The 26837-nt window shown below is 74.4% G+C and carries 26 protein-coding genes; 19 read left to right on the top strand and 7 right to left on the bottom strand.

Annotated elements, in window-relative coordinates:
- The first annotated feature begins 23 nt into the window (after positions 1-23).
- On the top strand, positions 24-704 hold the full coding sequence (locus tag AB0C17_RS08025) for a hypothetical protein (RefSeq protein WP_357477367.1): 681 nt from the start codon (positions 24-26) through the stop codon (positions 702-704).
- A gap of 23 nt (positions 705-727) precedes the next feature.
- Positions 728-1417, top strand: coding sequence for a Pr6Pr family membrane protein (locus AB0C17_RS08020; protein ID WP_357477364.1), 690 nt, complete (start codon positions 728-730; stop codon positions 1415-1417).
- A gap of 12 nt (positions 1418-1429) precedes the next feature.
- On the opposite strand, the gene AB0C17_RS08015 is transcribed toward AB0C17_RS08020, so the two are convergent.
- From AB0C17_RS08015 to AB0C17_RS08005, 3 genes are all read right to left on the bottom strand, one after another.
- Positions 1430-3499 (bottom strand): glycogen debranching N-terminal domain-containing protein, encoded by a 2070-nt coding sequence (locus AB0C17_RS08015; RefSeq protein WP_357477361.1) that lies wholly within the window; start codon positions 3497-3499, stop codon positions 1430-1432.
- On the bottom strand, positions 3496-3873 hold the full coding sequence (locus AB0C17_RS08010) for an SCP2 sterol-binding domain-containing protein (RefSeq protein ID WP_357390451.1): 378 nt from the start codon (positions 3871-3873) through the stop codon (positions 3496-3498). Before AB0C17_RS08010 ends, AB0C17_RS08015 begins: the two co-directional genes overlap by 4 nt.
- 109 nt (positions 3874-3982) lie before the next feature.
- Positions 3983-4489 carry a DinB family protein gene (locus AB0C17_RS08005; protein WP_357390449.1) on the bottom strand — a complete coding sequence of 169 codons (507 nt, stop codon included), beginning with the start codon at positions 4487-4489 and terminating at the stop codon, positions 3983-3985.
- Between the two features lie 99 nt (positions 4490-4588).
- Here AB0C17_RS08005 and AB0C17_RS08000 point away from each other — a divergent pair, with 99 nt between their 5' ends.
- From AB0C17_RS08000 to AB0C17_RS07960, 9 genes are all read left to right on the top strand, one after another.
- Entirely contained in the window at positions 4589-5104 is a 516-nt protein-coding gene (locus tag AB0C17_RS08000; protein WP_357390447.1) for a 2'-5' RNA ligase family protein, read from the top strand.
- An 80-nt stretch (positions 5105-5184) separates the two neighbouring features.
- On the top strand, positions 5185-6012 hold the full coding sequence (locus AB0C17_RS07995) for an MEDS domain-containing protein (protein WP_357390445.1): 828 nt from the start codon (positions 5185-5187) through the stop codon (positions 6010-6012).
- A complete protein-coding gene (locus AB0C17_RS07990; protein WP_357477358.1) occupies positions 6009-6971 on the top strand; it encodes an anti-sigma factor RsbA family regulatory protein in 963 nt (320 codons plus the stop codon). The genes AB0C17_RS07995 and AB0C17_RS07990 overlap by 4 nt, the downstream gene beginning before the upstream one ends.
- Before the next feature lie 135 nt (positions 6972-7106).
- Positions 7107-8576: a hypothetical protein gene (locus tag AB0C17_RS07985; protein WP_357390441.1), complete on the top strand. Its 1470-nt coding sequence runs from the start codon at positions 7107-7109 to the stop codon at positions 8574-8576.
- 125 nt (positions 8577-8701) lie between these two features.
- The gene (locus AB0C17_RS07980; RefSeq protein WP_357390439.1) at positions 8702-9076 is read left to right on the top strand and encodes a hypothetical protein; all 375 of its coding nucleotides are present in this window, start codon (positions 8702-8704) and stop codon (positions 9074-9076) included.
- Positions 9077-9119: 43 nt separating this feature from the next.
- Positions 9120-10070 (top strand): prolyl aminopeptidase, encoded by a 951-nt coding sequence (gene pip, locus AB0C17_RS07975; RefSeq protein WP_357477355.1) that lies wholly within the window; start codon positions 9120-9122, stop codon positions 10068-10070.
- Positions 10071-10124: 54 nt separating this feature from the next.
- A complete protein-coding gene (locus AB0C17_RS07970) occupies positions 10125-10949 on the top strand; it encodes a metallophosphoesterase (protein ID WP_357390435.1) in 825 nt (274 codons plus the stop codon).
- Positions 10946-11608 carry a 4'-phosphopantetheinyl transferase superfamily protein gene (locus AB0C17_RS07965; RefSeq protein ID WP_357390433.1) on the top strand — a complete coding sequence of 221 codons (663 nt, stop codon included), beginning with the start codon at positions 10946-10948 and terminating at the stop codon, positions 11606-11608. Before AB0C17_RS07970 ends, AB0C17_RS07965 begins: the two co-directional genes overlap by 4 nt.
- A 92-nt stretch (positions 11609-11700) precedes the next feature.
- Entirely contained in the window at positions 11701-13962 is a 2262-nt protein-coding gene (locus AB0C17_RS07960; RefSeq protein ID WP_357390431.1) for a catalase, read from the top strand.
- Positions 13963-14028: 66 nt separating this feature from the next.
- Here the strand turns inward: AB0C17_RS07960 and AB0C17_RS07955 are convergent, their stop codons facing one another.
- Together AB0C17_RS07955 and AB0C17_RS07950 are read right to left on the bottom strand one after the other, a co-directional pair.
- Positions 14029-15006, bottom strand: a complete 978-nt coding sequence (locus AB0C17_RS07955) for a DUF2804 domain-containing protein (RefSeq protein ID WP_357390429.1) — start codon at positions 15004-15006, stop codon at positions 14029-14031.
- Between the two features lie 70 nt (positions 15007-15076).
- Positions 15077-15835 (bottom strand): peptidylprolyl isomerase, encoded by a 759-nt coding sequence (locus AB0C17_RS07950; RefSeq protein ID WP_194800849.1) that lies wholly within the window; start codon positions 15833-15835, stop codon positions 15077-15079.
- 216 nt (positions 15836-16051) lie between these two features.
- Here AB0C17_RS07950 and AB0C17_RS07945 point away from each other — a divergent pair, with 216 nt between their 5' ends.
- From AB0C17_RS07945 to AB0C17_RS07925, 5 genes are all read left to right on the top strand, one after another.
- Entirely contained in the window at positions 16052-17206 is a 1155-nt protein-coding gene (locus tag AB0C17_RS07945; RefSeq protein ID WP_357390426.1) for an RNA ligase RtcB family protein, read from the top strand.
- Positions 17203-17808 (top strand): peptide chain release factor H, encoded by a 606-nt coding sequence (gene prfH, locus AB0C17_RS07940; RefSeq protein WP_357477352.1) that lies wholly within the window; start codon positions 17203-17205, stop codon positions 17806-17808. The genes AB0C17_RS07945 and prfH overlap by 4 nt, the downstream gene beginning before the upstream one ends.
- A gap of 97 nt (positions 17809-17905) precedes the next feature.
- On the top strand, positions 17906-18244 hold the full coding sequence (locus AB0C17_RS07935; RefSeq protein ID WP_357390422.1) for a hypothetical protein: 339 nt from the start codon (positions 17906-17908) through the stop codon (positions 18242-18244).
- The gene (locus tag AB0C17_RS07930; RefSeq protein ID WP_357477350.1) at positions 18241-18870 is read left to right on the top strand and encodes a hypothetical protein; all 630 of its coding nucleotides are present in this window, start codon (positions 18241-18243) and stop codon (positions 18868-18870) included. Before AB0C17_RS07935 ends, AB0C17_RS07930 begins: the two co-directional genes overlap by 4 nt.
- 29 nt (positions 18871-18899) lie before the next feature.
- The gene (locus tag AB0C17_RS07925) at positions 18900-19727 is read left to right on the top strand and encodes a DUF72 domain-containing protein (RefSeq protein ID WP_357477841.1); all 828 of its coding nucleotides are present in this window, start codon (positions 18900-18902) and stop codon (positions 19725-19727) included.
- Positions 19728-19804: 77 nt separating this feature from the next.
- On the opposite strand, the gene AB0C17_RS07920 is transcribed toward AB0C17_RS07925, so the two are convergent.
- Complete coding sequence (locus AB0C17_RS07920; RefSeq protein ID WP_357477348.1) at positions 19805-20593, bottom strand: DUF3152 domain-containing protein; 789 nt, start codon at positions 20591-20593, stop codon at positions 19805-19807.
- A gap of 136 nt (positions 20594-20729) precedes the next feature.
- On the opposite strand from AB0C17_RS07920, the gene AB0C17_RS07915 reads away from it, so the two are divergent.
- The 3 genes from AB0C17_RS07915 to AB0C17_RS07905 all read left to right on the top strand — a co-directional run bounded on the left by AB0C17_RS07915 (position 20730) and on the right by AB0C17_RS07905 (position 23474).
- Positions 20730-21233 (top strand): SigE family RNA polymerase sigma factor, encoded by a 504-nt coding sequence (locus AB0C17_RS07915; protein ID WP_357390416.1) that lies wholly within the window; start codon positions 20730-20732, stop codon positions 21231-21233.
- A gap of 5 nt (positions 21234-21238) precedes the next feature.
- Positions 21239-21958, top strand: coding sequence for a hypothetical protein (locus AB0C17_RS07910; RefSeq protein WP_357390457.1), 720 nt, complete (start codon positions 21239-21241; stop codon positions 21956-21958).
- 469 nt (positions 21959-22427) lie between these two features.
- The gene (locus AB0C17_RS07905; protein WP_357477346.1) at positions 22428-23474 is read left to right on the top strand and encodes a zinc-dependent alcohol dehydrogenase family protein; all 1047 of its coding nucleotides are present in this window, start codon (positions 22428-22430) and stop codon (positions 23472-23474) included.
- A 62-nt stretch (positions 23475-23536) separates the two neighbouring features.
- On the opposite strand, the gene AB0C17_RS07900 is transcribed toward AB0C17_RS07905, so the two are convergent.
- Complete coding sequence (locus AB0C17_RS07900; RefSeq protein ID WP_357477343.1) at positions 23537-26767, bottom strand: Ig-like domain-containing protein; 3231 nt, start codon at positions 26765-26767, stop codon at positions 23537-23539.
- Positions 26768-26837 lie beyond the last annotated feature (70 nt).

The raw sequence follows: 26837 nt of genomic DNA, 5'->3' as shown, positions 1-26837 counted from the left end.
GTGACGGCGCTGAGGGTGACGAGATGGACGCATCCGGTCTGGACCAGGAAACCGTCGAGCGGTTGCTCGCCGGCCGTTCCGGCGACGCGCCGTCCGCTCCCCCGGGCCTGGTCGCCGTGCTGGCCGCGGTCCGGGCCGCGCCCGGCGCGGGCGAACTCGACGGCGAGGCGGCAGCGGTCGCGGCGTTCCACGCGGCCCGTCGGGTGCGTCGCCGCCGCGTCCGGCTCGCCGCCCGGGTGGCCGTGTCCGCGCTCGCCGCGTGCCTCACCAGCGGCGTCGCGATCGCCGCGACCGGTGACCCGCGGCCCGCCGCACGCCCGCCGGTGCCGCCGGGCGTGCCCGCGCCGCCCACGCCGCCGGCCCGTCCGGGCCCACCGGCCGGCACGCCGGCGCCCCGGACCCCGCAGCCGTCCGCACCGTCCGGCCTGTGCGTCGCGTACCGGGCCCTGGCCGAGAAGGAACGGGGCCGCGCCCTGGCCGCGCCCGCCTTCACCGACCTCGTCGCCGCCGCCGGGGGCCGCGACCGCGTGCCGGACTACTGCGCCGGGCTGCTCGCCGGCGACGATCCGCCGGGCCGGGCCGGCACACGGGGCGGCGGCAGGTTCGCGCCTGCGGGGCATCCGTCCGGCGGGCCGCCGCGGATGGACGTCCCCGAGCACGCCGGCCCGCCCGCCGGCACCCGGCCCGGGCGGCGTACCGGCTGACGACCGGCTGATAACTTGCCCCGGTGACCCCCCGGCGTCGCCTACCGGCGATCCTCCTCCGCCTCGCAGTGGTGCTCGCCGTGCTGGCCGGCGTCGTGCTCACCGCCCTGGGCCCCGCCACGGTGACCGGGCTGCTGCCGTACTTCACCATCCAGAGCAACGTGGTGGCCGGCCTCCTCGCCGGGTACGCCGCCTGGCGTGCGCTGCGCGACCAGCCGGAGCCGCCGAGTGTCCTCAAGGCAGCGGTGACCCTCTACATCACCATCACCGGCACCGTCTACCACCTGGTGCTGGCGAATCCGGCCAGCCCGTTCGCCATGACCCAGCCGGACCGGCAACCGGGCGAGTGGTGGGGCAACCAGTTGCTGCACACGGTGGTGCCGCTGCTGGCGGTCGCCGACTGGGCGCTGTTCGACAGGCGCGGCCGGCTGCGCCCCCGGCACGCCGCCTGGTGGCTGGCGTTCCCGGTCGGGTACCTGGGGTTCGCGCTGGTACGCGGCCTGATCGTGGACAGCTACCCGTACCCGTTCATCGACGCGGGCGAGCTTGGCTACGACGGGGTGGCGGTCAGCGCGGCCGGGTTCGCCGCGGTGTTCTGGCTGCTGGGCCTGCTGTTGGTGGGCGTGGACCGGCTGCTCGCCCGGGCCGGCCGTGCCGAAGCGGCGGAGCCGGCGCCAGCGGTGACCGAGCGGGAGACCAGCGGCACGGGCTGAGCGGCACCCCGGTCAGGCGGCCGGCAGGCCCGCGCGCATCCGCCGCCCCGCGCCGCGTTCCCGGCCGTACGAGTCGGCCCGCCCCCAGCGGCCCGGCACGTCGAGCAACTCGATACGCCCGAAACCCGCCGGGACGGCCGGGTTCACCAGCAGGTTCTCCCCGCACGGGCGCAACCCCAGCATGGTCGACAACAGCATCAGCAGCGCGCCCGACGCCCACGACTGCGGCCGCCCGGCCTCCGGCAACTGGACCGGGTACTTGGTCACCGCACGGGGATAGCCGGCGATCGCCTCCGGGACCGAGCCGCCGAGCGTCTCCGCGATCGCGAACACACCCGCGGCGATGTCGGCCGCCTCCTCGTCGTAGCCGTACCGCCGCAGGCCCGCCGCGACCATCGCGTTGTCCCAGGGCCAGACGGCGCCGAGGTGCGCGCCGACCGGGTTGTACGGCCGCTGCCCCTGCGCGTAGGTGCGCACGCCCCAGCCGGAGAACAGGTCCGGCCCGCACAGGTGCCCGGCCACCGCGTCGGCCCGCTCCGGCGCCACGATGCCGCTCCACAGCAGGTGCCCCAGATGTGAGGTGAGCGCGTCGACCGGCTCGCCGTCCGGGGTCAGCGCCAGCGCGTAGTAGCCCCGCTGCGGCAGCCAGAAGTCGCGATCGAACCGCTCCCGCAGCCGCGCCGCGTCGGCCTCCAGGCGCTCGGCGTAGCCCGGGTCGCCCCAGAACTCCCGGGCCAGACGCGCGCCCCGGATCCGCGCGTCGTACGCGTACCCCTGGAGCTCAGATGTGGCGCGCGGGTACGGCGGCTCCACGCCGTGCCGGTCGACGACGGCTGAGGGCGTGTTGCGCCAGGTCTGGTTGGCGACCCCGCTGTCGGTGTTGCGCGGCCGGTAACGCAGGTAGCCGTCGCCGCACTGGTCGGCGTACCGGGTCAGCCAGTCCAGCGCCATCCGGGCCGGGTGCCGCAGCTCGTGCACCAGGTCGGTGTCGCCGGTCCAGCGCTCGTACTCGTCGAGCAGGATCACGAACAGCGGCGTGGTGTCGGCGGCGCCGTAGTAGACAGCGGTGGGCTGCTCGTCGAACGCGGCCGCCTCGCCGTACCGCAACTCGGCGACGATCTTCCCGGGCTCCTCCTCGTGCCGGTCGTCGAGCCGGCCACCCTGCAACATGGCCAGCAGGTGCAGGGTGCCCGGGGCGAGTTCGGGCGTGAACGGAAGCGTCTGCAGGCAGGTGATCAGCGCGTCGCGCCCGTACAGCGTCATCGCCCAGGGCATCCCGCCGACCGGCACCCGTTCGGTGTAGGCCAGCGGCATGTAGCGCAGGGCGGCCAGATCGGTCAGCGCCTGCCGGTACACGGCGGTGAGCGCGGGCCGGTCGGCGACCAGGTGCGGCGCCCGGTCCAGCCACCGCCCGAGGTCGTCACGCATGTCCTGCCGGACGTGCTGCCGGTGCGACTCGATGCCGGCCCGCAGGTCCCGCCCCCCGGCGCCCTGGATGACCATGGCGACGTGCAGGTCGACGTGCCACTTCCCCTGCGGCTCGACGCGGATCCGGAAGGTCATCCCGCGCGGGTCGACCTCCGCCGGGGCGGTGCTGGAGACGCACGTCTCCCGGGCGAACCGCCCGCGCTCGTACCGGATCCGCAGTCGCCGCCCGTCCGGGTCGGTGATGACTGTCGGGCGGCGCGGGCCGGGGCGCAGGATCTCGGAGGTGTCGGCGAAGTCGGCCGCCATCTCCATCCGCACCGTGTACTCGGCGGGTTCGGCCGAGTGGTTCAGCACCGTGAGGCTCTCGTGGTACGCCTCGTCGATCGAGCGGTGCCGGATCACCGAGACGTCGGCGTCCACGTAGTGGCTGGCCGCGCCGGGCACCAGCACGAAGCGGGTCTCGAAATAGGTCAGGTCGTCGCGGGAGAGCGCGTGCAGCCGTTCCCCGTCGACGGTGAGCACCCAGTGGGACAGGAACCGGGTGTCGAACGAGAACAGGCCGATCGGGGCACACGGGTCGCGTTCCATGTCACCCTGCGCGTCGCTCAACGCGAAGGCGTTACCGGCGAGGATGTGGACCAGCTCCTGCCTCATCGGACCGCCGTCCGCCCGCCGTCCGCGGCGCCGGGATCCCGGGCGTCCGGCGGGCCGGGGAAGATCCGGCGCAGCGTCATCAGCAGCTTGAATTCGCCCCGCGCGACGAGGTCGTTGCGCAGCATCGCGGCGAACGGGTGCAGGCGGCCCGCCGCGAGCTGGTCGAACACCTCCCGGTCCGCGCCGACCACCAGGTCCGCCTCCTCGGCCAGGCGGTCCACCCGGACGTCCTGCCGGTCGACGGTCAGGTACCAGTGCTCGGTGGTGCCGTCGTCGCGCAGGTCCAGGCGGATGGTGCCGGAGGTGGTCTCGGGCAGCTCCGGGTGCCGGCCGGCGGTCCCCCGGGTCAGGTGTTCCACGACCGAGACGCTCATCGGGCCCTCCTCGTCGGTGGTCGCGGCCGGCGCCGCCCGTCCCGCAGCCTCCCCGCTCTCCGGGTGAGGCGAACTCACCCGGACCGGGTGAGACGGGACAGCGCCGCGCTCAGCGCAGGATGAGCCCTCGCACGTACGCGGCCTGACCGACGTGCTGGAGATCGTCGTCGAGCACGCTCACCAGCCGCACCCCGAGCGTCACTGGCGGATCCCAGTTCTCGTCGACCACCCGGTCCAGGTCGGCCGGGCGCAGCCCGCGCAGGTATCCGAGGCTCCGGTCCACCACTGCCCGGTGGTAGCCCAGCAGCACGCCGCCGTCCTCCGGGCGTACCGCGGCGATCTGCTCCGGGCCGTGCCCGTAGCCGGTGTCGGCCGGGTCGGGCGGCAGGCCGCACCGCGCCGCCCAGTCGCCGGTGGCCCAGAGCTGCGGCTCACCCATCACGTCGGCGACGTGGTCGTCCTGGATTCGGGTCAGGTGCCACACCAGCCAGCCGACCGGGTTCGCCCCGTCGGCCGGCGCCCGCCGCAGCTGGGCCGCGTCGAGCCCGTCGAGCGCCCCGGCGACCAGATCGGGCAGCCGCCCGTACGCCTCGGTCAGCACGTCCGTCGCGTCCACGCGTCCCTCACTCCCCTGCCGTTCGCTGTCGTCCCCCGGGCAGTACCGCCCAGCGTGCCCGGCAAACCTCGGCGCGGGCCCCGCATCTAGGGTGAGCGCGTGGTCGCGGCGCTGGAGCTGTATCTGGACACCGACGCCACCCGGCGCATCCGGGTGCTGTGGGACCTGCTGGAGTCCGACGGGGTGCCGAGCATGCGGTCCCTGCTGGCGCAGCGGCACCGACCGCACGTCTCGCTGGCCGTCGCGCCCCGCCTGGACCCGCACCGCGTGGCCGAGGCGCTGTCCGGAACCGTGGTGGCCGCGCCGCTGCGGCTGGAGTTCCAGCACGCCGGGCAGTTCGTCGGGCGGGTGCTCTGGCTCGGGCCGGCGCCGACGGCCGAGCTGCTGGCGCACCACGCCGCCGTGCACGAGCGGCTGGCGCGGGCCGGCGTCGAGGTCGTGGAGCACTACCGGCCGGGCCGCTGGGTGCCGCACTGCACGCTGTCCATGCGCGTGCCGAACCCGCTGATGGGCGCGGCGGTGCGCCGGTGCCTGGAGGTGCTGCCGCTGACCGCGACGGTGGTCGGCGCGGCGGTGGCCGACCACGCCCGCGACATCTCCCACCCCCTGCCCTGACGCCGCCCCGGCCCAGCGGGCAACACCTGGCGCGGGCCCCCGCTGGGCTGGGCATAGACTGGGCCCATGGGGCGGAGTCGGTGACCAGCGGGGGCGTGTCGTACCCGGGCTACACCCACGGTTGCCTCGCCTACGACGACCCGGCCGCGCTACGCGCGCTGGCGGTCGAGCAGGTGAGCGCCGGTCTGGCCGCCGGTGAGCAGGTCTGGGTGGTCTGGCCGGAGGATCGCGCCACTGTCACCGGCTGGCTGGCCTCGGTGCCGGGGGTCGAGGCCGCGCGCCGGCGGGACGCGCTGCGGCTGGTCCCGGTCGGCGAGGCGTACCGGCACGACGAGATCGTCGACCCCGACCGGCAGGTCCGGGCGTACGTGCGGGCCACCAACGAGGCGCTGGCCGCCGGGCACACCGGCCTGCGGGTGCTGGCCGAGGCGACCAGCCTGGTCCGCACCCCCGCCCAGCGGGACGCCTTCGCCCGCTACGAGCACCGGATCGACCACTGGATGCGGCACCGGCCGATGTCGGCGGTCTGCGCCTACGACCGCCGGCAACTGGGCGCCTCGGCGATCGCCGAGCTGGCCTGTCTGCACCCGCAGACGAACGCCGACGTGCTGTTCCGGCTGCACGCAGGCGGCGGGGACTCGACGGTGGCGCTGGCCGGCGAGCTGGACCCGTCCAACCACGTGGACTTCGCCGCCGCGCTGGAGCGGGCCGACCCGCGCCCGGTGGCGGGCCGGGTCGTCTTCGACGCCGCCGACCTGCGCTTCGTCGACCACCGCAGCCTGCTGCACCTGCGCGACCACGCCCGCCGGCACGACGCCGTAGCGGTGCTGCGCACGCCGAGCCGGGCCCCCGCGCGGCTGGCCGACCTGCTCGGCCTGTCCGAGGTACGGGTGGAGGTGGTCCGATGAGGAGCGGCGCGGCCTCCGGCCACGTGGGCTACTTCCACGAGGCGTTCGTCTACGACTCCGACGAGGAGCTGCTGACGGTTGCGCTGCCGTTCCTGCTGGACGGGATCGCGGCCGGCGAGCCGACGGCGGTGAACCTGGACGAGCGCAACGCCGAGCTGGTGCGCCGGGCGCTGCCGCCGGGCGCCGAGGTCACGTTCCTGCCGGTCGGAGACCTCTACGCCCGGCCCAGCGTCGCGCTGCGCTCCTACCGGGAACTGCTCGCGTCGTACGTGGCGGCGGGGGCGGCGCAGATCCGGATGGTCGGCGAGCTGCCTCCGGTGCTGCTCGGCGCGACCTGGGACTGGTGGGCCCGCTACGAGTCGGCGATCAACCACGCCTACGACGACTTCCCGCTCTGGGGCATCTGCGCCTACGACCGCCGGAGCACGCCCGCGCACGTGCTCGCCGATGTGGCGCGTACCCATCCCCTGGTGGCGCGGCCGGACGGCGGGCACGAGGCGGCCGGCCTCTACACCGAGCCGACGAGTTACCTGACCGAGTTCCGTCCGGCGCCGGCGGATCCGGTGCAGCGGAGCGCGCCGCTGGTCGAGCTGACCGATCCGACGCCGGCCCGCGCCCGCGCCGAGGTGCGCGCGGCCGACCGTGGCCTGCTGCCGCCCGACGGTCTCGACGGCCTGGTCATCGCCGTCAGCGAGGTGGTGAGCAACGCGCTGCGCCACGGCGAGCCGCCGGTGTGCCTGCGGCTGTGGCGCGCGCCGGACCGGATCGTGGTGACCGTCCACGATCGAGGTACCGGCCCCAAGGACCCGTACGCCGGGCTGCTGCCGGCCGGCGACGGTTCCGACGGCGGGCTGGGGCTGTGGATCAGCCACCAGAGTTGCGACCACGTGACGTACCACAGGGACGCGGAGGGCTTCACCATCCGCCTGACGGCGGGGAACCCGCACTTCCCGGTCTGACCGCGCCGCCGGTCGGCGGGCAGGGGGCGGGGCGGGGCGAGCCCCGCGCGCGGACGCGGTACCGTAGCGCCTCATCGTGCCCTGCGGGGCGGTCATCCGCCGGCCTGGCGCTGGCGAACCGACGGAGGATGGCGCATGTCAAACGGTGCCGAGCCGTTCGCACCCCACGACGACCTGTCCGCGCGACCGCGATTCGATCCCGCGTTGCGCGGCTACGACAAACGTCAGGTGGACCGGTACGTCGAGCAGGTCGACGCCGAGGTGAGCGCGCTGACCGCCGCACGGGACCGGGCGTACGCGCAGGTGCGTGACCTGACCGCGCAGGTGCAGCGGGCGCAGGCCGAGGCGGGGGAGCTGCGCGACCGTCCGGCGCCGGTGGACCGGGCGTCCTTCCGCGACCTGGGCCCGATGGTGGACCAGATCCTGGACCTGGCGGAGAAGCAGGCCGGCCAGATCACCGAGGTGGCCACCCGGCGCGCGGAGGAGGTCCAGGGCCAGGCGGAGAAGCTGCTCGTCGCGGCGCAGGAGCAGGCCGCCCGGGAGCGGCGTGAGCTGGACGAGGAGCTGGCCGCCCGCCGGGCCGAGCAGGAGCGGGTGGACGAGGAACGGCGGACCGTCGCGCAGGCGGAGCTGACCGCGGTGCGGGAGCTGGCGGAGAAGCTGCGCGTCGAGGGCCAGGCCGTGCACGACCGGGCCCAGCAGGAGGCGAAGCGGATCAGCGAGCAGAGCGCCCAGCAGGTCGAGCAGGCGCGGTCGGCGTCCGAGGCGCTGGTGAAGGCCGCGCGGACGCAGATCCAGCAGGAGGTCCAGGCCAACCGCAGCAAGGCCCAGCAGGAGCTGGCCCAGTGGCAGGCCACCATGGCCAAGGAGCTGGACGAGCGGCGGGCCGCCGCCGAGCAGGAGCTGGCCGACCGGGCCGCCGCCGCGGAGAAGGACATCGCCGCGCTGGTCGCCGAGGCGCAGCAGTACGCCACCGAGGTCCGCGAGCGGGCCGACGAGGAGACCGCGGCGCACCAGGAGCAGCTCGCCGGTGTGCAGCGGGACATCCAGCAGCGTCAGGAGTCGCTGACCCAGCTCAAGGCGGAGCTGGAGACGGCCTCCCGGCAGTTGGAGGACACCCGCCGGGAGATCGCCGCCATCGAGCGCACCGGCGGGGAGCTGGAGGAGCGGCTGGTCGGCGTACGCCGGGAGCTGAGCGCGGAGAGCAAGCGGCTCGACGAGGCGCGGCGCGCGGCGGACCTGGCCGAGCAGCACGCCAAGGAGACCCGGGCCCGGGTGCAGCGGGAGGCCAAGCGGGTCGCCGATCTGGCCGCGGCGGCGGTCATGGCCGCCGCGGCGGGCGGCGGCGAGACCGCCGAGTACCCGCAGGTGCCGGCGCGGCCGGCGGCCCCGGTCCCGGCCGAGGCGGCGCCCCGGGCCTCGGACGGGCGGGCCGAGCCGGACGGGGTCGAGCGGGACCGGTCGGAGCCGCCGGTCGTGGAGCCGTTCGTCGAGCGGCTGGACGGCCCGAGCTTCGACGCGTTCGCGGTCCGCACGCCGGCTCCGCGCGGGGCGTCCGAGGCGGAGACCAGCGGTACGGACAACGGCGTACCGGCCACCGCCTGAGCGACGCGTGCCGCCGGTCCGGGTGCGGGCGCGGCGGCACGCACCTTGCTCATCGACCTTGCTCTATGCAAATATTTGGATCGATCCGCCGGTACATCTAGATCCTTCTGCGGGAGTTGACGGGTATGCGGAAAATCTCCTCCATCGGTGCCGCCGTCGTCCTTACCGTCACCTCGGCGTGCGCCGCGGTGGCCGGCACGGCCGCACCGGCGAGCGCCGGATGCAGCCACTCGCACTCCAACGTGGACAGCAAGTTCGGCCAGCTCTTCAACGCCACGAACGTCAACATCCGGACCGGCCCGCACACCACCTGCGCCTCCCTGGGTTACGGCCAGCTCAGCCACACCGTCGACTTCCACTGCTTCGCCAGCGGCGACCGGGTCAGCGCGAACGGCCACACCACCTACACGTGGACCTACCTGCGCGACGTCACCACAGGCGTCTCCGGCTGGGTCGCCGACGCGCTGCTGGACAACCTCGGCGGCAACGTCGCCTGCTGACCGGGGCCACCCGGGGCGCCCGCGACGGGCACAATGACCGGGCATGACCGGCCTGCACCCACCCGTCGAGCCGTACGCCACCCACCGCATACCGGTCGGTGACGGCCACGTCCTGTACGTGGAGGAGGTCGGGCGGCCGGACGGCGTACCCGTGGTGTTCCTGCACGGTGGCCCCGGCGGCGGCCTGGTGCCGGCGGCCCGCCGGTTCTTCGACCCCGCCCGTCACCGGGCCGTGCTGTTCGACCAGCGTGGCGCCGGCCGCAGCACCCCGCACGGCGAGGTGCGCGCCAACACCACCTGGCACCTGGTGGCCGACCTGGAGATCATCCGGCAACGGCTGGGCGTCGGCTCCTGGCTGGTGTTCGGCGGGTCGTGGGGCACCACGCTCGGCCTGGCGTACGCCCAGACGCACCCGGAGCGGGTGACCGGCCTGGTCCTGCGCGGCGTGCTGCTGCTGCGGCGCAGCGAACGCGACTGGTTCTACCAGGGCGGGCTGCGTCACCTCCAGCCCGAGGAGTGGGAGCGGTTCGTCGCGCCGATCCCGCCCGCCGAGCGCGGCGACGTGCTGGCCGCGTACCACGGGCGGTTGCACGGCCCGGACGAGACGCGGGCCCGGGAGTACGCGCGGGCCTGGGGGCGGTGGGAGGCGGTCAACTCCTCGCTGCGGCCCGACCCCGAGCTGCTCGCCCACTTCACCGCCGACGACCAGGCGCTGCCGGTGGCCCGGATCCTGTCGCACTACGCGGTGCACGGCGGCTTCCTCGCCGAGGGCCAGTTGCTCGACGGCGTGGACCGGATCCGGCACCTGCCCGCCGTGATCGTCAATGGCCGCTACGACCTGTGCTGCCCGCCGGTCACCGCGTACGACCTGGCCCGGCGCTGGCCGGAGGCGACACTGCGGATCGTGCCCGACGCCGGGCACTCCGCCGCCGAGCCGGGCGTGACCCGGGAGGTGCTGCGCGCACTCGACGAGGTGACCGCGAAGGTCGGCTGACACCTCGGCCGGCGAGCCTGGTCATCCGGCGGCGCCACTGGCAAGATCGGCCGGGTGACGGGTGCGCTGTACGCGGTCAGTGACCTCCACGTGTCGTACGCGGAGAACCGCGCGGTGGTGGACGGCCTGCGGCCGGAGACGGCGGACGACTGGCTGATCGTGGCCGGCGACGTCGGCGAGGTCTTCGCCGACATCGAGCGGACGCTGCGGCTGCTGCGCGACCGGTTCGCCACTGTGGTGTGGGCGCCGGGCAACCACGAGCTGTGGACCCACCCGAACGACCCGGTGACGTTGCGCGGCGTGGCCCGCTACGACGCGCTCGTGGCGATGTGTCGCGAGCTGGGCGTGCTGACCCCGGAGGACGACTACCCGGTCTGGCGGGGCGCGGACGGGCCGGTCACCGTGGCGCCGCTGTTCCTGCTCTACGACTACTCGTTCCGCGCCCCCGGCACCGGCACCAAGGAGGAGTCGCTGCGCAAGGCGTACGACGCGGGCGTGGTGTGCACCGACGAGATGCTGCTGCACCCCGACCCGTACCCGGACCGGGAGTCCTGGTGCTGGGCGCGGCTGGAGGCGACCCGGCGGCGGCTGGAGGCCACCGACCCGGCGCTGCCCACCGTGCTGGTCAGCCACTGGCCGCTGGTACGCCAGCCCACCGACGTGCTCTGGTTCCCCGAGTTCGCCCAGTGGTGCGGCACCGACCGCACCGCCGACTGGCACGTGCGCCACCGCGCCGCCGTCGCGGTCTACGGCCACCTGCACATCCCGCGCACCACGCACTACGACGGGGTGCGGTTCGAGGAGGTGTCGCTGGGCTACCCACGTGAGTGGCGGCGGCGCGGTGGCGAGCCGGCGCCGATGAAGCGGATCCTCGGATGATCGAGGCGTTGCTGCCGGCCGGGGCGCTGGCCGTCGAGGCGTTCACCGACGTGCCGGGCGAGGCGCCGTACCCGGGTGAGGAGGACCTGATCGCGCGCGCGGTGTCCGGCCGCCGCCAGGAGTTCGTCACGGCCCGCCGCTGCGCGCGGGAGGCGCTGGCCCGCCTGGGGTACGCCCCGGCGCCGATCCGTCCCGGTCCCCGGCGGGAGCCGGTGTGGCCGGCCGGGGTGGTGGGCAGCATCACCCACTGCTCCGGCTACCGGGCGGCGGCGGTGGCCCCGTCCGGCGCGCTGGCCGGGCTGGGCATCGACGCGGAACCGCACGAGCCGCTGCCCGACGGGGTGGCCGGCGCGGTCCTCACGGCGGGCGAGCCGGAGCGGCTGGCCGCGCTGCGCGCCGCCGACCCGGCGACGCACTGGGACCGGCTGCTGTTCAGCGCCAAGGAGTCGGTCTACAAGGCGTGGTATCCGCTGACCGGGCGCTGGCTCGGGTTCGAGGAGGCGGAGCTGACGTTCGACCGGTCCGGCCGGTTCACCGTCCGGATCCTGGTCGACGGCACCCGCGCCGACGGTGGGCCCCCGCTGGAGGTGCTGGACGGACGCTGGCTGGCCTCCGGCGGGCTGCTGCTCACCGCCGTGGCCGTGCCGCACCTACCCTGACCAGCGATCCTGCGATTGTTCCGGTTTGCCCGCCCTGACCTGGGGTACGGCGGAAGGGGCCTGGACATTTAGCCGTAGGAGGACAGGTCCTGATGGAATCCAGCAAGCCCGCCCAGATCGTCAAGGGTGTCGTCGAAGCCGCCGTCGAGAAGGTCGGCGACGCGCTGACTCCGGACGTGCCGGGCGCCCCCGGCAGCGCGCCACCACCGCTGGAGGAGCCGACCACCCCGCACGGGCCGCTGCCGCCCAAGGCCGAGCAGGGCGCGCCGGACACCCGGACCCCGACCGGCGCCGAGACCGGCGTGCCGAAGATCGCCAAGGGGCAGCAGGGCGCGTACCTCACCACGGCCAACGGGGCCCGGCTGCGGGACACCGACCACTCGCTCAAGGCCGGTCCGCGCGGTCCGGTCCTGCTCCAGGACCACCACCTGCGGGAGAAGATCACCCACTTCGACCACGAGCGGATCCCGGAGCGGGTGGTGCACGCCCGGGGCGCGGGCGCGCACGGCACGTTCGTCGCCAACGGCGCCGCCGAGAAGGTCACCCGCGCCGGGTTCCTGAAGAAGGGCCGCGAGACGCCGGTCTTCGTCCGCTTCTCCACAGTGCTGGGTTCGCGCGGCTCGGCGGACACGGTCCGCGACACCCGCGGCTTCGCCACCAAGTTCTACACCGACGAGGGCACGTTCGACCTGGTCGGCAACAACATCCCGGTGTTCTTCATCCAGGACGCGATCAAGTTTCCGGACGTCATCCACGCCGGCAAGCCGCACCCGGACCGGGAAATCCCGCAGGCGCAGAGCGCGCACGACACGTTCTGGGACTTCGTCTCGCTGCACACCGAGGCGCAGCACCACACCATCTGGAACATGTCCGACCGGGGCATCCCGCGGTCCTACCGGACCATGGAGGGCTTCGGCGTGCACACGTTCCGCATGGTCGACGAGGCCGGCGCGACGGTGCTGGTCAAGTTCCACTGGAAGCCGAAGCTGGGCGTGCACTCCCTGGAGTGGGAGGAGGCCCAGCTGATCAGCGGCATGGACCCGGACTTCCACCGCCGCGACCTGTACGACGCCATCGAGGCCGGCGCGTTCCCCGAGTGGGAGCTGGGCATCCAGGTCTTCCCGGACACGCCGGAGGAGACGTTCGCCGGGATCGACCTGCTCGACCCGACGAAGATCGTGCCGGAGGAGCTGGCGCCGGTACAGGCGATCGGCACCCTCACCCTCAACAAGACGCCGCGCAACTTCTTCGCCGAGACCGAGCAGGTGGCGTTCCACGTCGGGCACCTGCCGCCCGGCATCGACGTCACGAACGACCCGCTGATGCAGGGCCGCCTCTTCTCGTACGTGGACACGCAGCTCACCCGCCTGGGCGGCCCGAACTTCACCCAGATCCCGATCAACCGGCCGCACGCCGACGTCAACGACATGCTGCGTGACGGCTTCCACCAGCACGCGGTGCACGCCGGTGTGGCGCCGTACCGGCCGAACTCGCTCGACGGCGGCAACCCGTTCCCGGCCGGCGACCGCGAGCACGCGTTCGTGGACACGCCGGTGACTGTGGCCGAGGCGCCGAAGGTACGCGCCGCGCCGGCCTCCTTCGACGACCACTACAGCCAGGTACGCCTGTTCTGGCAGAGCATGTCGCCGGTGGAGAAGGAGCACATCATCCGGGCGTACACGTTCGAGCTGGGCAAGTGCTACCACCAGGCGATCAAGGAGCGGCAGCTCCAGTGCCTGGCAAACGTCGACCCGGTTCTGTGCGAGCAGGTCGCGACCGGCCTGGGCCTGCCCGTACCGCAGCCCACGGTGCCGCTCGCGGAGGTGCAGCCCAGCCCGGCGCTGTCCCAGGTGGGCCGGGAGTGGCCGGCCGACGGCCGGATGGTCGGCATCGTCGTCGACGCCCAGGCCGACCTGGGCGACGTGCACGAGGTACGCCGGGAGGTGTTCGCCGCCGGCATGGTGCCGCTGCTGATCGCCGCGCACGGCGGCACCGTCGACGGGCTGCCGGTGCAGCGCACGTTCGCCACCGGCCGCTCGGTCGAGTTCGACGCGGTGCTGCTGGCCGGCGCACCGGCCCCGGCGCCGGACGCGCTGCCGGCCCGCGACGCCAAGGCCGGCGCTTCGGGCTCCCTGACCGTCGACCCGCGGGTGTTGCTGCTGGTCGAGGAGGCCTGGCGGCACGCCAAGGTGATCGGCGCCTGGGGCGCGGGCGCAGAGGTGCTGAACCAGGCCGGTGTCACCGGCACGCCCGGCGTGGTCACCGGCGGCTCCGGCGCCGAGGTGCTCGCCGAGGTGCAGCGGCTGATGGCGGCGCACCGGGTCTGGGAGCGGTTCCCGGCCTCGGTGGCCTGATCCCGAGTCGTGCGTGGGGCGGTCCCGGACGGGACCGCCCCACCTCGCTGTCCGCCCCGGGTGACGTCACCAGCGGTTGCGGGCCTCCTCGGCCCAGCCGACCAGGCCGTCGAGGTCCACGCGCTCGCCGTCGTCGGTCGCCGCCCAGCCGGTGAAGTGCCCGAAACACTGGTGCGTCTCCCCGGCCAGCACGAGCAGATTGGTACGCGCCACCCGCTCGTGGAACGGGTGGAACGTGACGTCGACCCGGTCGCCGGCGATCCGCCACGGCCGCAGCCAGTCGGCCCTGTCGTACGCCCAGGTCAGGTCCGCGCCGATCTTGTGCAGCCGCCCGTCCACGAAGACCGCGTTCTCGGTCGAGCCGGTGCCGTCGGTCCACTTCCCGCCGAGCTGGATCGCCCGGCCCGGGCCGCTGCCTGCCGCCCAGTTCCACCGCACCGCGTACCGCCACTTGCCCCGGCCGTGGTCGAGCGCCGCGTACGACCCCTCCCCCACCGGGTACGCGGTGCCGTCCACGGTGATCGTGCCGTGCACCGGCCGGCCGATGTCCTTGACCGTGTACTGGAAGCGCCGGCTGCTCCACGGCACCACCACGCCCAGTGACTCGTGTCCCGCCGGCAGCGGCACTGTCAGGTCCACCTCGACGCCGGGCGCGGTGGCCCGCAGCGTACTGCCGTCCGGGCCCTGGTCGACGGCGATGGTGAGCTTCCCGCCCCGGGCCCGGACCGGTCCGGCGCCGCTGACCGGCGGCAACGCGGTGCCCCGGGCCAGCGGCACCACCGCCTCCGCAGTGGTCTCCCGCCCGGTGGCCCGGTCGAGCAGATAGAGGCTCTGCACCCCGGCATAGTCAAGCGACGACGCGACCAGGCCGAGGATGTGCGTCGGGGTGACCACGCCCCAGTGCTCCCACCGCTTGGCCCGGCCCCAGCCGCGCAGGTTCGCCCGGTGCAGCGGCCGGCGGCTCCAGCCGACCGCGTCCGGGTTCAGCCGCCCGTCCGGGCGGCACAGGTCGACCGGCTCGGTGATCTCCCGCTCATGCGTCATCGCCGCAGGTTACCGGCGACGGCGCGGGCCCGGCGGGGGGCCCGGACGGCCGTCCCGCCGGGCCGTCGCGTCAGCGCCCCTGCTTGGCGCGGCAGATCTCCACCGGCACCGCCGGGGCGCCGTCGACCGGAGCCGGGTCCTCCGGCGTGGGCGCGATGCCGCCGGCCGAGATCCGGTCCAGCGTGGCCAGCCCGGCCGCGTCGACCTGGCCGAACACGGTGTAGTTGGGGCGCAGCGCCGAGTCGGCCTGGACCAGGAAGAACTGGCTGCCGTTGGTGTCCGGGCCGGCGTTGGCCATGGCGAGGGTGCCCCGCGCGTACAGGCGGCGTACGCCCGTCGGGTCGGTCGGCGCGGGCGGCAGGTCGGTGGGCAGCTCGTCGCGGTACCGGTAGCCCGGGCCGCCCTCGCCGGTGCCGGACGGGTCGCCGCACTGGAGCACTGTCAGCGTCGGGTACGCGGTGAGCCGGTGGCAGGGCGTCCGGTCGTAGAAGCGCTTGCGGACCAGGTGCAGGAAGCTCTGCACGGTGCACGGCGCCTGTTCGCGGTCCAGCGTCAGCCCGATCGGCCCCTGGTTGGTGCGCAGCGTTACCCGCACGGTGCCCCGGTCCGGCGTCCGGCGCGGGTCCGGCGGCAGCGGCACCGGACGGGCGGCCGGCTCGTCCGGCGTGGGCGTGTACGCGCACGGCCCCTTCGTGGGCGCGGGATCGGCCGGCGGCGCGGCGGTCGCGGCGACACCTGCGGCGGCGACGATCGTCGCGGCGGCAACGCTCACCCCGGCGAGGCGGGCCAGCAGGGGTAAGGCAGCGTGCGTTCGGGTTTCGCTCGACACGGTGGTCCTCCCTGGACTCGTGGTACCAGAACGACCGGAGTCTATGGAGCGGGTGCGGCGATGTCGACGCGAACGCGTCGCGGGCCGAAAGTCGGTTGCCGCCCCGGTGCCGCCTCCGCGAGGCTGGGCGCATGACGTTCTGACGGACCGCACCCAGCTCGCAGGCCCTCGCCGCCTGCCGTTCCCGCCTCTCTTCTTCCGCAGAAACGAGCGTCTGTGTCCGCGTACCCCTCCGGGCGGGCCGTCGTGCCCGCCACCGTCTCCGTCTTCTCCTCCCCCGGCAGCTGGATCGAGTCCGCCGCGCTCGACCAGTGCCGTCAGGTCGCCGCCCTGGACGGCATGGCGCATGTCGCCGCCATGCCCGACCTGCACCCCGGCAAGGGCGCGCCGATCGGCGCCGCGATGTCCTCGACTGTGCTCTACCCGTTCCTGGTCGGCTCCGACATCGGGTGCGGCATCGCGGTGTTCCCGATCGCGCTGCGCCGGGCCGTGCCGGAACGGCTCGCGGCCCGGTTCCCCGACCTGGACCGGGCACTCGACCCGGACCGGGACGCCGACGACCCGGCCTGGTCGGTGCTGGACGATGACGTGCCGGCTGGTCACCTCGACGGGCTCGGCACTGTCGGGCGCGGCAACCACTTCGTCGAGCTGGCCCGCGTCGGGCCGATCCTCGCGGCGGAGCACGCCGCGCGGCTCGGGCTGGAGGCCGGTGACCTGGTGCTCGTGGTCCACTCCGGGTCACGCGGGCTGGGCGAGCGGATCCTGCGCGAGCACACCGAGGCGCACGGCGCCGGTCCCGCGCCCGACCCGGACGCCTACCTGGCCCGGCACGACGCCGCGGTGCGGTGGGGTTCGCTCAACCGGCGGCTGCTGGCCGCGCGGGTGGCGTACGCCCTCGGCGCGGAACCCACCGAGCCGGTCGTCGACCAGTGCCACAACCTCGTCGAGATCCGCGACGGGCGCTACCTGCACCGCAAAGGCGCGGCCCCGGGCGACGGCCGGGACGTGCTGATCGCCGGCACCCGGGGCACGCCCTCCTACCTGGTGGCCGCGCACGCCGGGGCGGACGCCGGCTACTCGGTGGCGCACGGCGCCGGGCGCAAGATGTCCCGCGCCGACGCGCTGCGCCGGGGCCGGGTCAAGCACACCGTCGAGGAACTGCGGCGTACGCCTGTGGGCTCGGTAGTGGTGTGCGGCGACCGGCAGTTGCTGTTCGAGGAGGCGCCCACCGCCTACAAGCGCATCGAGCAGGTGATCGGCGACCTGGTGGCGCACGACCTCGCCACGCCCGTCACCACGACGGTTCCGCTTGTCACCTACAAGACGCCGGACGTGGGCCGCCGCGACGAGCGCCGGAAGGGCCGCCGGTGACCGCGCTGCTGCTGTCCGCCGGGCGCGGGCCCGCCGAGTGCGCGTGGGCGCTGGCCCGGCTGCTGTCCCGCCTGGAGGGCGAGGCGGCCCGGCGGGGCCTGCGTAGCGAGCGGGTCGAGACGGTGCCCGGCGACCGGACGGGCACCTACCGGTCGGTGCTCCTGTTGATCACCGGCACCGGGGCGGAGGCGTTCGCGGCCGGGTGGACCGGCACGCTCTGCTGGCAGGCGCCCAGCCCGTACCGGACGGGTCACGGCCGCAAGAACTGGTACGTCACCGCGCAGTCCTGCCGGACCGACGTGGTGGTCACGCCGTTTCACGAGGCCGACGTCGAGTTCGTGCCGTGCCGCACCGGCGGGCCCGGCGGTCAGCACCGCAACAAGGCGAGCACCGCCGTACGGGCCACGCACCGCCCGTCGGGCCGGACCGTGGTGGTGGACACCGAACGGCACCTGCACCTCAACCGGCGCATCGCCGTCGAGCTGCTGCGGCAGCGGATCGCCGCCGCCGACGAGGCGGCCCGCCGGGCCGGCGCCGACGCCCGCTGGCGGGTCCACGACGACCTCGTGCGCGGCGACCCGGTACGGGTGGAGCGGCCCTGACCCGGCCCGATCCACCGTCGCTGACCGGTCCGGCTACCGTGGGGCGCGGCGACCGGGCGGCCCCGGCCCGCCGACGGCGCGAGCGCGAGGAGGACGGATGCGACGGAGAAGGACCGGCCCGGTGGCGGCGCTGGCGACACTGGCGCTCTCGGTCGCCTCCTGCGGCGGGGACGCCGGCACCGATCCCGAGACCTACCTCCGGGACGCGATGAGCGACGCCGTGTCGATCAAGCAGGACACCGGGCGGTTCCCCCGGGGCGTGAGCGATCTGCCGATCGGGGACTACGACGGCGTCGGCGTCGTCACGTTCGTCACGAACAACGACGCGTCGGCGCTCTGCGTGCAGCTGTCCGTGCCGGACGCCAAGTACAGCGCGTACTCCTCCGACCCCGGGCAGGTCGTCGACGGCGCCTGCGACATGGACCGCGTCCAGTGAACCCGCTCGTGCAGCGTTTCCGCGCCGTGGTCGCGATGTGGATCTTCGTCGGTGGAGGCGGCTTCCTGCTCGCCGGCCTCCTCGGTTTGGCGCTGCTGACCCAGACGGGCCCGTTCGCGGCCGCGTCGGCCTTCTCCGCCGACGCCGAGTTCGCTCCCGGCGCGGAGATCAAGGTCAGTGACACCGGCGTACGTCCCGGCGACATCCTGATCCTCGCCACCCCGGCCACAGTGGACCCGGCCTCCGTCCGGTGCACCACGAAGAGCCGGGTCTACTCCACCGGCGAGCAGCGGAGCAGGGAGCTGACCGGGGCCCGGCCCGAGGGGACCGCGGCGGTGATGCGCGACCGCGGTGACCCGCGCCGGTTCACGCCGGTGCTGGTCACCGGCGGGGTCACCTGGATGGACACCGACTTCGTGAGCTGCACCGGTGACGGTGCTGAGGCGTTCGCGCTGACCACCGCCAAGGGCATCAAGAGTGACGGTTTCCGGCTCGGTACCGGACTGCTGCTCATGCTGCTCGCGCCGGTGTTCGCCGGGCTCGGCTGCCTCGCGCTGTACCTCACCCGCAAGTGGAACCGGGAGGCACGGCTGCGCGGCGGATCGACGAACTGGCCCTACCGGTGACCGGGGCGCGCCTGCACGTCGGCTGCGCCATGTGGACACACAGGTCCTGGTCCGGCCGCTTCCTGCCGCACCCGCTGCCCGCGCACGAGCGGCTGCGCGCGTACGCCGGATGGTGCGACGCGGTGGAGGGCAACACCACGTTCTACGCGACCCCGGCCCGGGAGACGGTGGTGTCCTGGGCCGAGCAGACCGACCCGGGCTTCCGTTTCCTGCCGAAGCTGCCGAAGGTGGTCACCCACGAGCGCCGGCTCACCGGCGGCGAGGCGGAACTGCGGGCGTTCCTGCACGCGATCGAGCCGCTCGGCCCCCGGGCGGACACGCGCTGGATCCAGTTGCCCGGCTCGTTCGGCCCCGGCGACGTGCCCGACCTCGACCGGTTCCTGCGCACACTGCCCACCACCCACAGGTACGCCGTCGAGGTCCGCCACAGCGCCTTCTTCACCGAGCCCGGTGCGGTACGCGCGCTGGAGGCGACGCTGCACCGGGCCGGCGCCGAGTGGATCCCGTTCGACACCACGGCGTTCTTCCGCACGCCGCCGACGAGCGACGCGGAACGGGAGGCGTGGACGCGCAAACCGCGCCTCCCGCTGCGTACCCGGGCGCTGACCGACCGGCCGATCGTGCGCTACCTGGGTCGCGACGACCCGGCCCAGACCGTCGAGGGCTGGCAGCCGTGGCTGGACGTGGTCACCGGCTGGCTGCGCGAGGGCCGCTCACCGACCGTGTTCGTGCACACGCCGGACAACGCGGACGCCCCCGAGCTGGCCCGCCGCTTCCACGACCAGGTCCGCGCGCGGGTGCCCGGCCTCGCGCCGCTGCCGGAACCGGAGCCGGTCGGCCCGGCCACGCTGTTTTGAGCCCCGAATGGGACCACCCCGCATCGCCCGGCCGCTGCCCGGCCCCCTGGCCGGGCGATGCGCGGGGCGCCCGCCGGTCAGCCCGGCCGGCCGCCCTCGGGCGGGGGCACCCGGTCGGCGTACGCGCCGGACGGTCCCGCGTACCGCTCGCCACGCAGGAACGGCAGCGGGTTCGGGGTGCACCCGTGCAGGCCGAGCGTCTGCTGCTGCATCACCGGCGCCGGACGGCCCCGCCCCGGGCAGCGTTCGTGCCCGTGGCCCAGGCGGTGACCGACCTCGTGGTTGACCACGTACCGCCGGTACGCGGCGAGGTCGCTGCCGTAGGCGGGTGCGCCACGCACCCAGCGGGCCACGTTCACCACCACCCGGCTCCCGTTACGGCAGGACGTGTACCCGTCCGGCCCGTCCCCGCACAGGTCGTCGCGCGTACCCGGGGTGGCGAGGTGGACGGTGAAGTCGGCGGGCCCGCGTGCGCCGACCCGGCGCAGGGTGAGCTGTCCGTCGGTGGTCCAGCCACCCGGGCCGGTGAGAATGGCGGTGACCTGCGAAGCGAACTCGGCCGCCGACAGGCCGGTCACGTCCCGCTCCACCGCCACCCGGTAGCGCAGCAGCCGGCCCGTACCCCCGGAGGTCGCCGGCTCGGCGGCGGCGAACCGCCACCCGCCGCCGCCGTGGGCGGGATAGCCGATCGGCGCCGGCCGGGGCCGGGCGGGCGCCGCCGTCGTCGTCACGGCCGGTGTGGCGGCGGACGGTCCGGGCGGCGCGGCGGCGGGCTGGTCGGCCGCCGCCGGCGCGCAGCCGGCCAGCGACACCGCCAGCACGATCACGGCGGCGCCGCCGCGCGTCCGTTCCACGGTCCTGGTCATCTCGTCTCCCCTCGGCGCCCGGTCTCGGGCGCAGCGATGAGGACGGGTGACCAGTCACCGAAGTTGGTCCGGCGGGGACTCAACCTTTTGCCCGTCCCGCCCGTCACTACCGGGGTGAGAGGCGCAGAGGGCCGGCATGGCCCGGGGTGACGCGGAGTTCGTCGAGTTCGCGCGGGCGTCGTCCGCGCGGCTGACGCACGCCGCCTTCCTCATGACCGGCAACCACCACCACGCCGAGGACGCCGCGCAGACCGCGCTGGTGCGCACGTACGCGTCCTGGTCCCGGATCCGCAACGGCGACCCGTACGGATACGCCCGGTCGGTGCTGGTGAACCACCTCATCGACAGCTGGCGACGGCCGATCCGCGAATATCCGAGCGACGACCTGCCGGAGCGGCGCGGCGGTGACCTGGCCGAGGAGGTGGCGACCCGGCGGTGGCTGGTCACCGCGCTCGCCACGCTCACCGCGCGCGAACGCGCCGTCGTCGTCCTACGTCACTACTTCGACCTGCCGGAGGCCCAGGTGGCAAACGAACTCGACGTATCGGTCGGCACCGTCAAGAGCACCGCGTCCCGGGCGCTGGAGAAGCTGCGTACCGCCGGTCTGTCCGCGCCGCGACCGCAGGAGACGTGCCGGTGACCGAGATGGACGAGCTGCGCCGCGCGATGCGGGCCACCGAGCGGGCCGACGGCCTGGACATCACGGACATCATGCGCCGGGGACGCCGGCTGCGCCGACGCCGCCGGATCGGCGCCGGGGTCGCGGCGACGGTGGCGGTGATCGCGGTGGCCGTCGGCGTCGACGTCGTGGCGCCGCGGCCCGGCCCGCCGCACGCCCCGGCCGGGGAGCCGGTCGCCACCGCGTCCGCCGGCACTCCCCCGCCCACGCCGGCCGCCGTGCCGGCACCGACCGAGGCCCCACCGCGACCGCTCGGAACCGTCGTCGGCAGCGGCATCCGGTACGGCGCCGACGAGCGCGTGTTCTTCATGGTCCCGGTCGAGTTGCCGCGAGTGCCCGGCGTGACGATCGGCCTGGTCGCCGGCCGGCGCACCCCGGACGGTCGCCTGACCTCCGACTTCCTGGTCAACGACGTGTCCGGCAGCGACCGCCGGCCGGGGTTCCACGAGATCGGGTACGACCAGCAGCGGGTGCCCGCCGACGCGCCGGTGCCGACGTTCGGCTACTTCGTCGGCCCGGCGGCGCGCATCGTCGGGACGGTCGACGGCCACCAGGTCGAGGCGAAGCTGGTCCGGTGGAGCGAGGACCCCCAGGTGGTGATCTTCTGGTTCGACCCGACGACCCTCACCCCCGGCACCCCCCTGGACGGCATCACCGCCCACACATCCCAGGGCCGCCGCCTATAGCCCACTCCCACTCCCCCTCCCTCCCCTCCCCCTCCCTCCCTCCCTCTCTCCCCCATCTCCCCCGTCTCCCCCGGTGATCAAGGAGTTTGCGGGCTGACCCCGCCGCCCTGACGAGGACACAAACTCCTTGATCACCAGCATGAGACCCATCCCGCACCGGCGACCCGAGCGACCGGTAGATCTTGGTACGAATCGGCCCCTATCGGGCCGATTCGAACCAAGATCTACGGCGCTCCCGGGATACGGACCAGGGTTCCCAGGTGATGGGAGAAGCGACAGGCGGGGACCGGCCCCTCTCCGGCGATCTTGCGCTTTCTGCCCGGGCAGACAGGACATTCACGACATCGGCGGGGCAGCAAGTGCAAGATCGCCGAGAGCAGGGGACCGGGAGCCGGGGCGAGGGCGGGAGGGGCGCGGAGGGCGGGAGGGGTGCGGAGGGCGGGAGGGGGCGGGTGTGAGGATCGGGGGTATGCGCGCTGTGGTGTTCGAGCGGTTCGGGGGGCGGCCGGAGGTCCGGGAGGTGGACGATCCGGCGCCGGCGCCGGACGGGGTGGTCGTCCGGGTCGGCGCGACCGGCCTGTGCCGCAGCGACTGGCACGGCTGGCAGGGCCACGACCCGGACATCCGCGTGCCACACGTGCCGGGGCACGAGTTCGCCGGCGTCGTCGTGGCCGTCGGCGCGGACGTACGCGGCTGGCGGCCCGGCGACCGGGTGACCGCGCCGTTCGTCTGCGCGTGCGGGCGGTGCCCCTCGTGCCTGGCCGGCGACCAGCAGGTCTGCGAGCGGCAGACCCAGCCGGGCTTCACCGGATGGGGCTCGTTCGCCGAGCTGGTCGCGGTGCGGCACGCCGACGTCAACCTGGTCCGGCTGCCGGACGAGCTGGACGAGGCCGCCGCCGCCGCGCTCGGCTGCCGGTTCGCCACCGCGTTCCGGGCCGTCGTCGCGCAGGGCCGGGTCGCGGCGGGCGAGTGGGTGGCGGTGCACGGCTGCGGCGGCGTCGGCCTGTCCGCCGTCATGGTCGCGGCGGCGAGCGGGGCGCGGGTGGTGGCGGTGGACGTATCACCCGGCGCGCTGGAGCTGGCCCGCCGCAGCGGTGCCGCGGTCTGCCTGGACGCGAGCGCGTTCGAGGGTCCGGGCGAGGTGGCCGCCGCGATCCGGGAGGCCACCGGCGGGGGCGCCCATCTCTCGCTGGACGCGCTGGGCAGTCACGCCACCTGCGTCGCGTCGATCGAAGGGCTGCGCCGGCGCGGCCGGCACGTGCAGGTCGGGCTGCTGCCCGCCGCGCAGGGCCGGCCCGCGCTGCCGATGGACCTGGTGATCGCGTACGAGCTGGAGCTGCGGGGCAGCCACGGCATGCCGGCGCACGCGTACCCGGAGATGTTGCGGCTGGTCACCGCCGGGGTGCTGCGCCCGGCCGAGCTGGTCACCCGCGTCATCGACCTGGCCGAGGCGCCGGATGCGCTGGCCACCATGGACCGGCCGGCCGCCGCCGGGATGTGCCTGATCCGTCCCTGAGACGGGCACGGGCCGGTCCGCGCCGGGAGTCCCGGCGCGGACCGGCCCGCGAGGCCGTCCGGTCAGTCGGTGACGGTCACCGTGACGGTACGGGGCGGCTGCTGGTACTGCCCCCTGTTGTCCATGCCACGGATCGTCACCGTGTACGTGCCGGCCGGGATCACCGGCGACGTGTACGCGAAGTTGGACCCCGGCGATCCCGGGCTGGTGAGGAACGTGGCGATCCACGGCCAGCTGGTCGGCGCGCCCGCGCGGCCGAACGTGCCGGCCGAGTTCATGCCCTGACCGGCGCTGTTGCCGATCTGCACCTCGACCTTCTGCATCCCGCCGTCGTCCACCGCCCGGCCGGTGATCACGATCCGGCCGCCGGTGTACGCCTGACCCTCGACCGGCGTGATGCTCGGCTCCAGCGTCGGGTCGGTGTCACCCGGGTAGACCAGGTAACGGGCGGTAGCGCCGCTTGTCGAGTTGTCCTGCTGGCCGGCCGTGTCCACGGCCCACGCCTCCACGCTGTACGTGCCCCGCGTGGGCAGGTCGATCGAGAGCGTGAACGGCGTGCTGGTCGCGCCCGGCGAGGCGAGCGTGGCGTCGACTGTGGCGAACGCGGCGGCCATGGTGCCGTTGGGCTGCACGTACCGGCCGGTGTCCAGGTCGCGCAGCGCGATCCGGACCGCCCGGACGCCCTTGTCGTCGGTCGCCGTGCCGGCCAGGTCCAGGTGCAGCTGGTCGATGTCCTGGTTGGTGCCGGTGAAGCTGAGCAGCCCGTTCGGGAAGGCGTCGCCGGGCACCTGCGCGGTGACGGTGAGCCGGCCCATGTTGGTGCTGGACGTGGTGAGGCCGAGCTTGTCCGTCGCCCGTACCCGGAAGTCGTAGACACCGGGGGTGAGCGGCACCGTGGTGAACGACCAGTCGAACGTCGCGGCGTCGAGGTTGGTCGGCGAGATCCGGTGGTAGCCGGCGACCGAGTCGGCGCCCCACGTGCCGTCGCTGGCGAGCGCCTCACGGGTGGTGTTGTTGCGCAGGTAGATCTCGACCGACTTCAGGTCGTCGTCGTCGCGCGCCGTGCCGGCGAACGTGACGGTGCCGCCGGGCGCGACGGTGAACGGCGCCGGGTTGCCCGGCGGGGTCATCGCCACAGGCGAGGTGATCGCCACTGTCGGCGGTACGCCGGTGGCCGAGACGGTCCAGTCGCGGGTGTCACCGCGCAGGTCGCTCTGCCCGCTCGTGTCGACGGCGGTGGCGGTCATCTTCCACTGACCCTCGGTCGGCAGCGTGACCTCGTACTGCCAGGTGGCGGACTTCGCGCCGATCACGTCCGGCTCGCCGCGGAAGGTGTTGTAGACGGCGGCGACGGTGCCGTCGTCCTGGAGGTACCTGTTGTCCGGGGTGCGGAACGAGTAGATCAGCGAGTTGACGCCCTTGTCGTCGGTGGCGGTGCCGGAGGCCACGAACGTCTGCGTGGCGACCAGGCCGGCCGACGGCGAGCTGATCCGGGTCGTCGGGGGCAGGTCGTCGAAGCGGAACGCCTCGATCTTCTTGACCGCCTTCGTGGTGTCGCCGGCGCCGTTGCGGTCGAACGTCTTGGCCTGCAACTGGTAGACCCCGGCGGGCAGCGTCACCGGCAGGCTCCACGTGGTGGAGGTGGCGTTCGGCGCGGCGACAGTCGTGTTGATCGCCTTGAACGCGCCCCAGGTGGTCAGGTCGGCCTGGAGGTACTTGCCGCTGGTGCGGTCCTGGATCTCCAGCTGGACGCGGGCCACGCCGGCCGGGGCGAGCGCCTGGCCGCTGATGGTGAACGACTCGCCGGCCGGCTTCACCGCGCCCTCGATCGGCGTGGTGACTGTGGTGTCCAGAGCCGCCGGCTTGGGCTCCTTGGAGAGGTCGAAGAAGGCCACCCGGCCGGTGGTCTTGCCGCCCTTGACGTTGCCGTCGCCGCCGACGAGCAGGCCGCGCGAGGTGGCGAGCATCGCCTTCTCGCCCTCGTACGAGTTGGAGCCGGGGTTCCACTCCAGCGCGGTGCCGGTGAGCGGGTCCAGCGCGCCGATGTGGTCGCGGCGGACCACCTGGTCGCCGAGACCGTAGCCGCTGAGCCCCTGGCCGGTGCCGTAGCCGACGTTGTCCAGGCCGGGCCACGGCACGTTCGAGGTGGGCGACTCCTGCCAGCTGAAGTGGCCGCCGACGTAGACGGCGGTGTCGGTGATCGCCACCGAGTAGATGCTGTCGAAGTGCCGGGAGATCCAGAGCGGTTCGACGTTGTCGTTTCCGGTCAGCGGGTACGCGATGGCGGTGTCGTTGATCGGCGGGCGGTCGCCGCCGGAGCCGCTGGTGACCACGAAGTACGAGTCGTCCGGCGCGATATCACCGGCGAAGACGCGCTGGATGCCGCCGACGAAGGAGAGGTTGTCCTCCCACAGCCGGGTACGCCACGGCAACAGCGCCTTGCTGGCCGTACCGATGAGCGCCACACCGTAGCGGTCCTGGCCGGCGATCTGGCGGCCGGTGTGCACGACGAGCAGCTTGGTGCGGTCGTGGGTGAGCTTGAGCTGCTGCACGGTGAGCATGCCGCCGACGCCGATGCCGCCGGTGAGCGGCAGGTTGAAGCCGGTGTCGACGGCGCCGGTGGTGGGGTTGAGCGCGGCCAGGCCGCTGCGGCTGACCCCGTTGACGGTGGCGAACTGGCCGCCGACGTAGACGGCGTTGCCGCTGACCGCGAGCGCGGTGGCCCGCGCGTTGGCGGTGGCGGTGAACGCGGCGACCGGCGCGCCGGTGGTCGGGTTCAGCCGGGCGATCTTGCGCTTGGTCACGCCGTTGATCGTGTTGAACGAGCCGGCGATGTAGAGCGACGAGCCGTCCGGCGACGCCTCCACGGCGGCGACCGCGCCGTCGATGACCGGCTTGAACCCGGTGTCCACCTTGCCGGTGTCCAGGTTGTACGACGCCAGCGACCGCTGCGCGATCGCGGACCCGCCGACGTTAGCGATCGAGGTGAACGTGCCGGCGATGAAGACGCGGTTGCCGATCACCTCGATGTCGGTGATCTCGCCGTTGGTGATCCGCGGCGTGTCGGTGCGGGGCGTGGTCGGCATCAGCCGGGTGTCCCCGGGGGTGACCAGCGCACGGGTCGCGGTGGTACGCGCGGCGCCGAGCGCGGCACTGCTGCCCGTCGCCTGGGCGCCGGCGTGGCCGGCCACGCCGGCGTCCCGCACGACGACGGTGCCGGCCAGCGCCGGTACTCCCGCCACCACGACCGCGCCGGCGGCGACCACCGCCACCGCGCGAAGCCAAACTCGCATCGAGTCAACTCTCCCTGTCCGCCGGGACGGCCCTCCCGGGTGATTCCCGGGTCCCCTCCGTCCGCGTGCC

This window comes from Micromonospora sp. NPDC048887 (assembly GCF_040649715.1).
Taxonomy (GTDB): Bacteria; Actinomycetota; Actinomycetes; order Mycobacteriales; family Micromonosporaceae; genus Micromonospora.
Note: the sequence above shows the minus strand (reverse complement) of the source record. Positions and strands in the feature narration are given on the sequence as shown.

What these genes read in the sequence shown, in the direction of transcription:
- AB0C17_RS07980 (WP_357390439.1), top strand. Translation starts at nt 8,702, where the DNA reads ATGCGGAAAATCTCCTCCATCGGTGCCGCCGTCGTCCTTACCGTCACC.
- AB0C17_RS07985 (WP_357390441.1), top strand. Translation starts at nt 7,107, where the DNA reads ATGTCAAACGGTGCCGAGCCGTTCGCACCCCACGACGACCTGTCCGCG.
- AB0C17_RS07935 (WP_357390422.1), top strand. Translation starts at nt 17,906, where the DNA reads ATGCGACGGAGAAGGACCGGCCCGGTGGCGGCGCTGGCGACACTGGCG.
- AB0C17_RS08015 (WP_357477361.1), bottom strand. Translation starts at nt 3,499, where the DNA reads ATGAGGCAGGAGCTGGTCCACATCCTCGCCGGTAACGCCTTCGCGTTG.
- AB0C17_RS07990 (WP_357477358.1), top strand. Translation starts at nt 6,009, where the DNA reads ATGAGGAGCGGCGCGGCCTCCGGCCACGTGGGCTACTTCCACGAGGCG.
- AB0C17_RS07905 (WP_357477346.1), top strand. Translation starts at nt 22,428, where the DNA reads ATGCGCGCTGTGGTGTTCGAGCGGTTCGGGGGGCGGCCGGAGGTCCGG.
- AB0C17_RS07920 (WP_357477348.1), bottom strand. Translation starts at nt 20,593, where the DNA reads ATGACCAGGACCGTGGAACGGACGCGCGGCGGCGCCGCCGTGATCGTG.
- pip (WP_357477355.1), top strand. Translation starts at nt 9,120, where the DNA reads ATGACCGGCCTGCACCCACCCGTCGAGCCGTACGCCACCCACCGCATA.
- AB0C17_RS08025 (WP_357477367.1), top strand. Translation starts at nt 24, where the DNA reads ATGGACGCATCCGGTCTGGACCAGGAAACCGTCGAGCGGTTGCTCGCC.
- AB0C17_RS07955 (WP_357390429.1), bottom strand. Translation starts at nt 15,006, where the DNA reads ATGACGCATGAGCGGGAGATCACCGAGCCGGTCGACCTGTGCCGCCCG.
- AB0C17_RS07915 (WP_357390416.1), top strand. Translation starts at nt 20,730, where the DNA reads ATGGCCCGGGGTGACGCGGAGTTCGTCGAGTTCGCGCGGGCGTCGTCC.
- AB0C17_RS07900 (WP_357477343.1), bottom strand. Translation starts at nt 26,767, where the DNA reads ATGCGAGTTTGGCTTCGCGCGGTGGCGGTGGTCGCCGCCGGCGCGGTC.
- AB0C17_RS07910 (WP_357390457.1), top strand. Translation starts at nt 21,239, where the DNA reads ATGGACGAGCTGCGCCGCGCGATGCGGGCCACCGAGCGGGCCGACGGC.
- AB0C17_RS07965 (WP_357390433.1), top strand. Translation starts at nt 10,946, where the DNA reads ATGATCGAGGCGTTGCTGCCGGCCGGGGCGCTGGCCGTCGAGGCGTTC.
- AB0C17_RS07925 (WP_357477841.1), top strand. Translation starts at nt 18,900, where the DNA reads ATGTGGACACACAGGTCCTGGTCCGGCCGCTTCCTGCCGCACCCGCTG.
- AB0C17_RS08010 (WP_357390451.1), bottom strand. Translation starts at nt 3,873, where the DNA reads ATGAGCGTCTCGGTCGTGGAACACCTGACCCGGGGGACCGCCGGCCGG.
- AB0C17_RS07960 (WP_357390431.1), top strand. Translation starts at nt 11,701, where the DNA reads ATGGAATCCAGCAAGCCCGCCCAGATCGTCAAGGGTGTCGTCGAAGCC.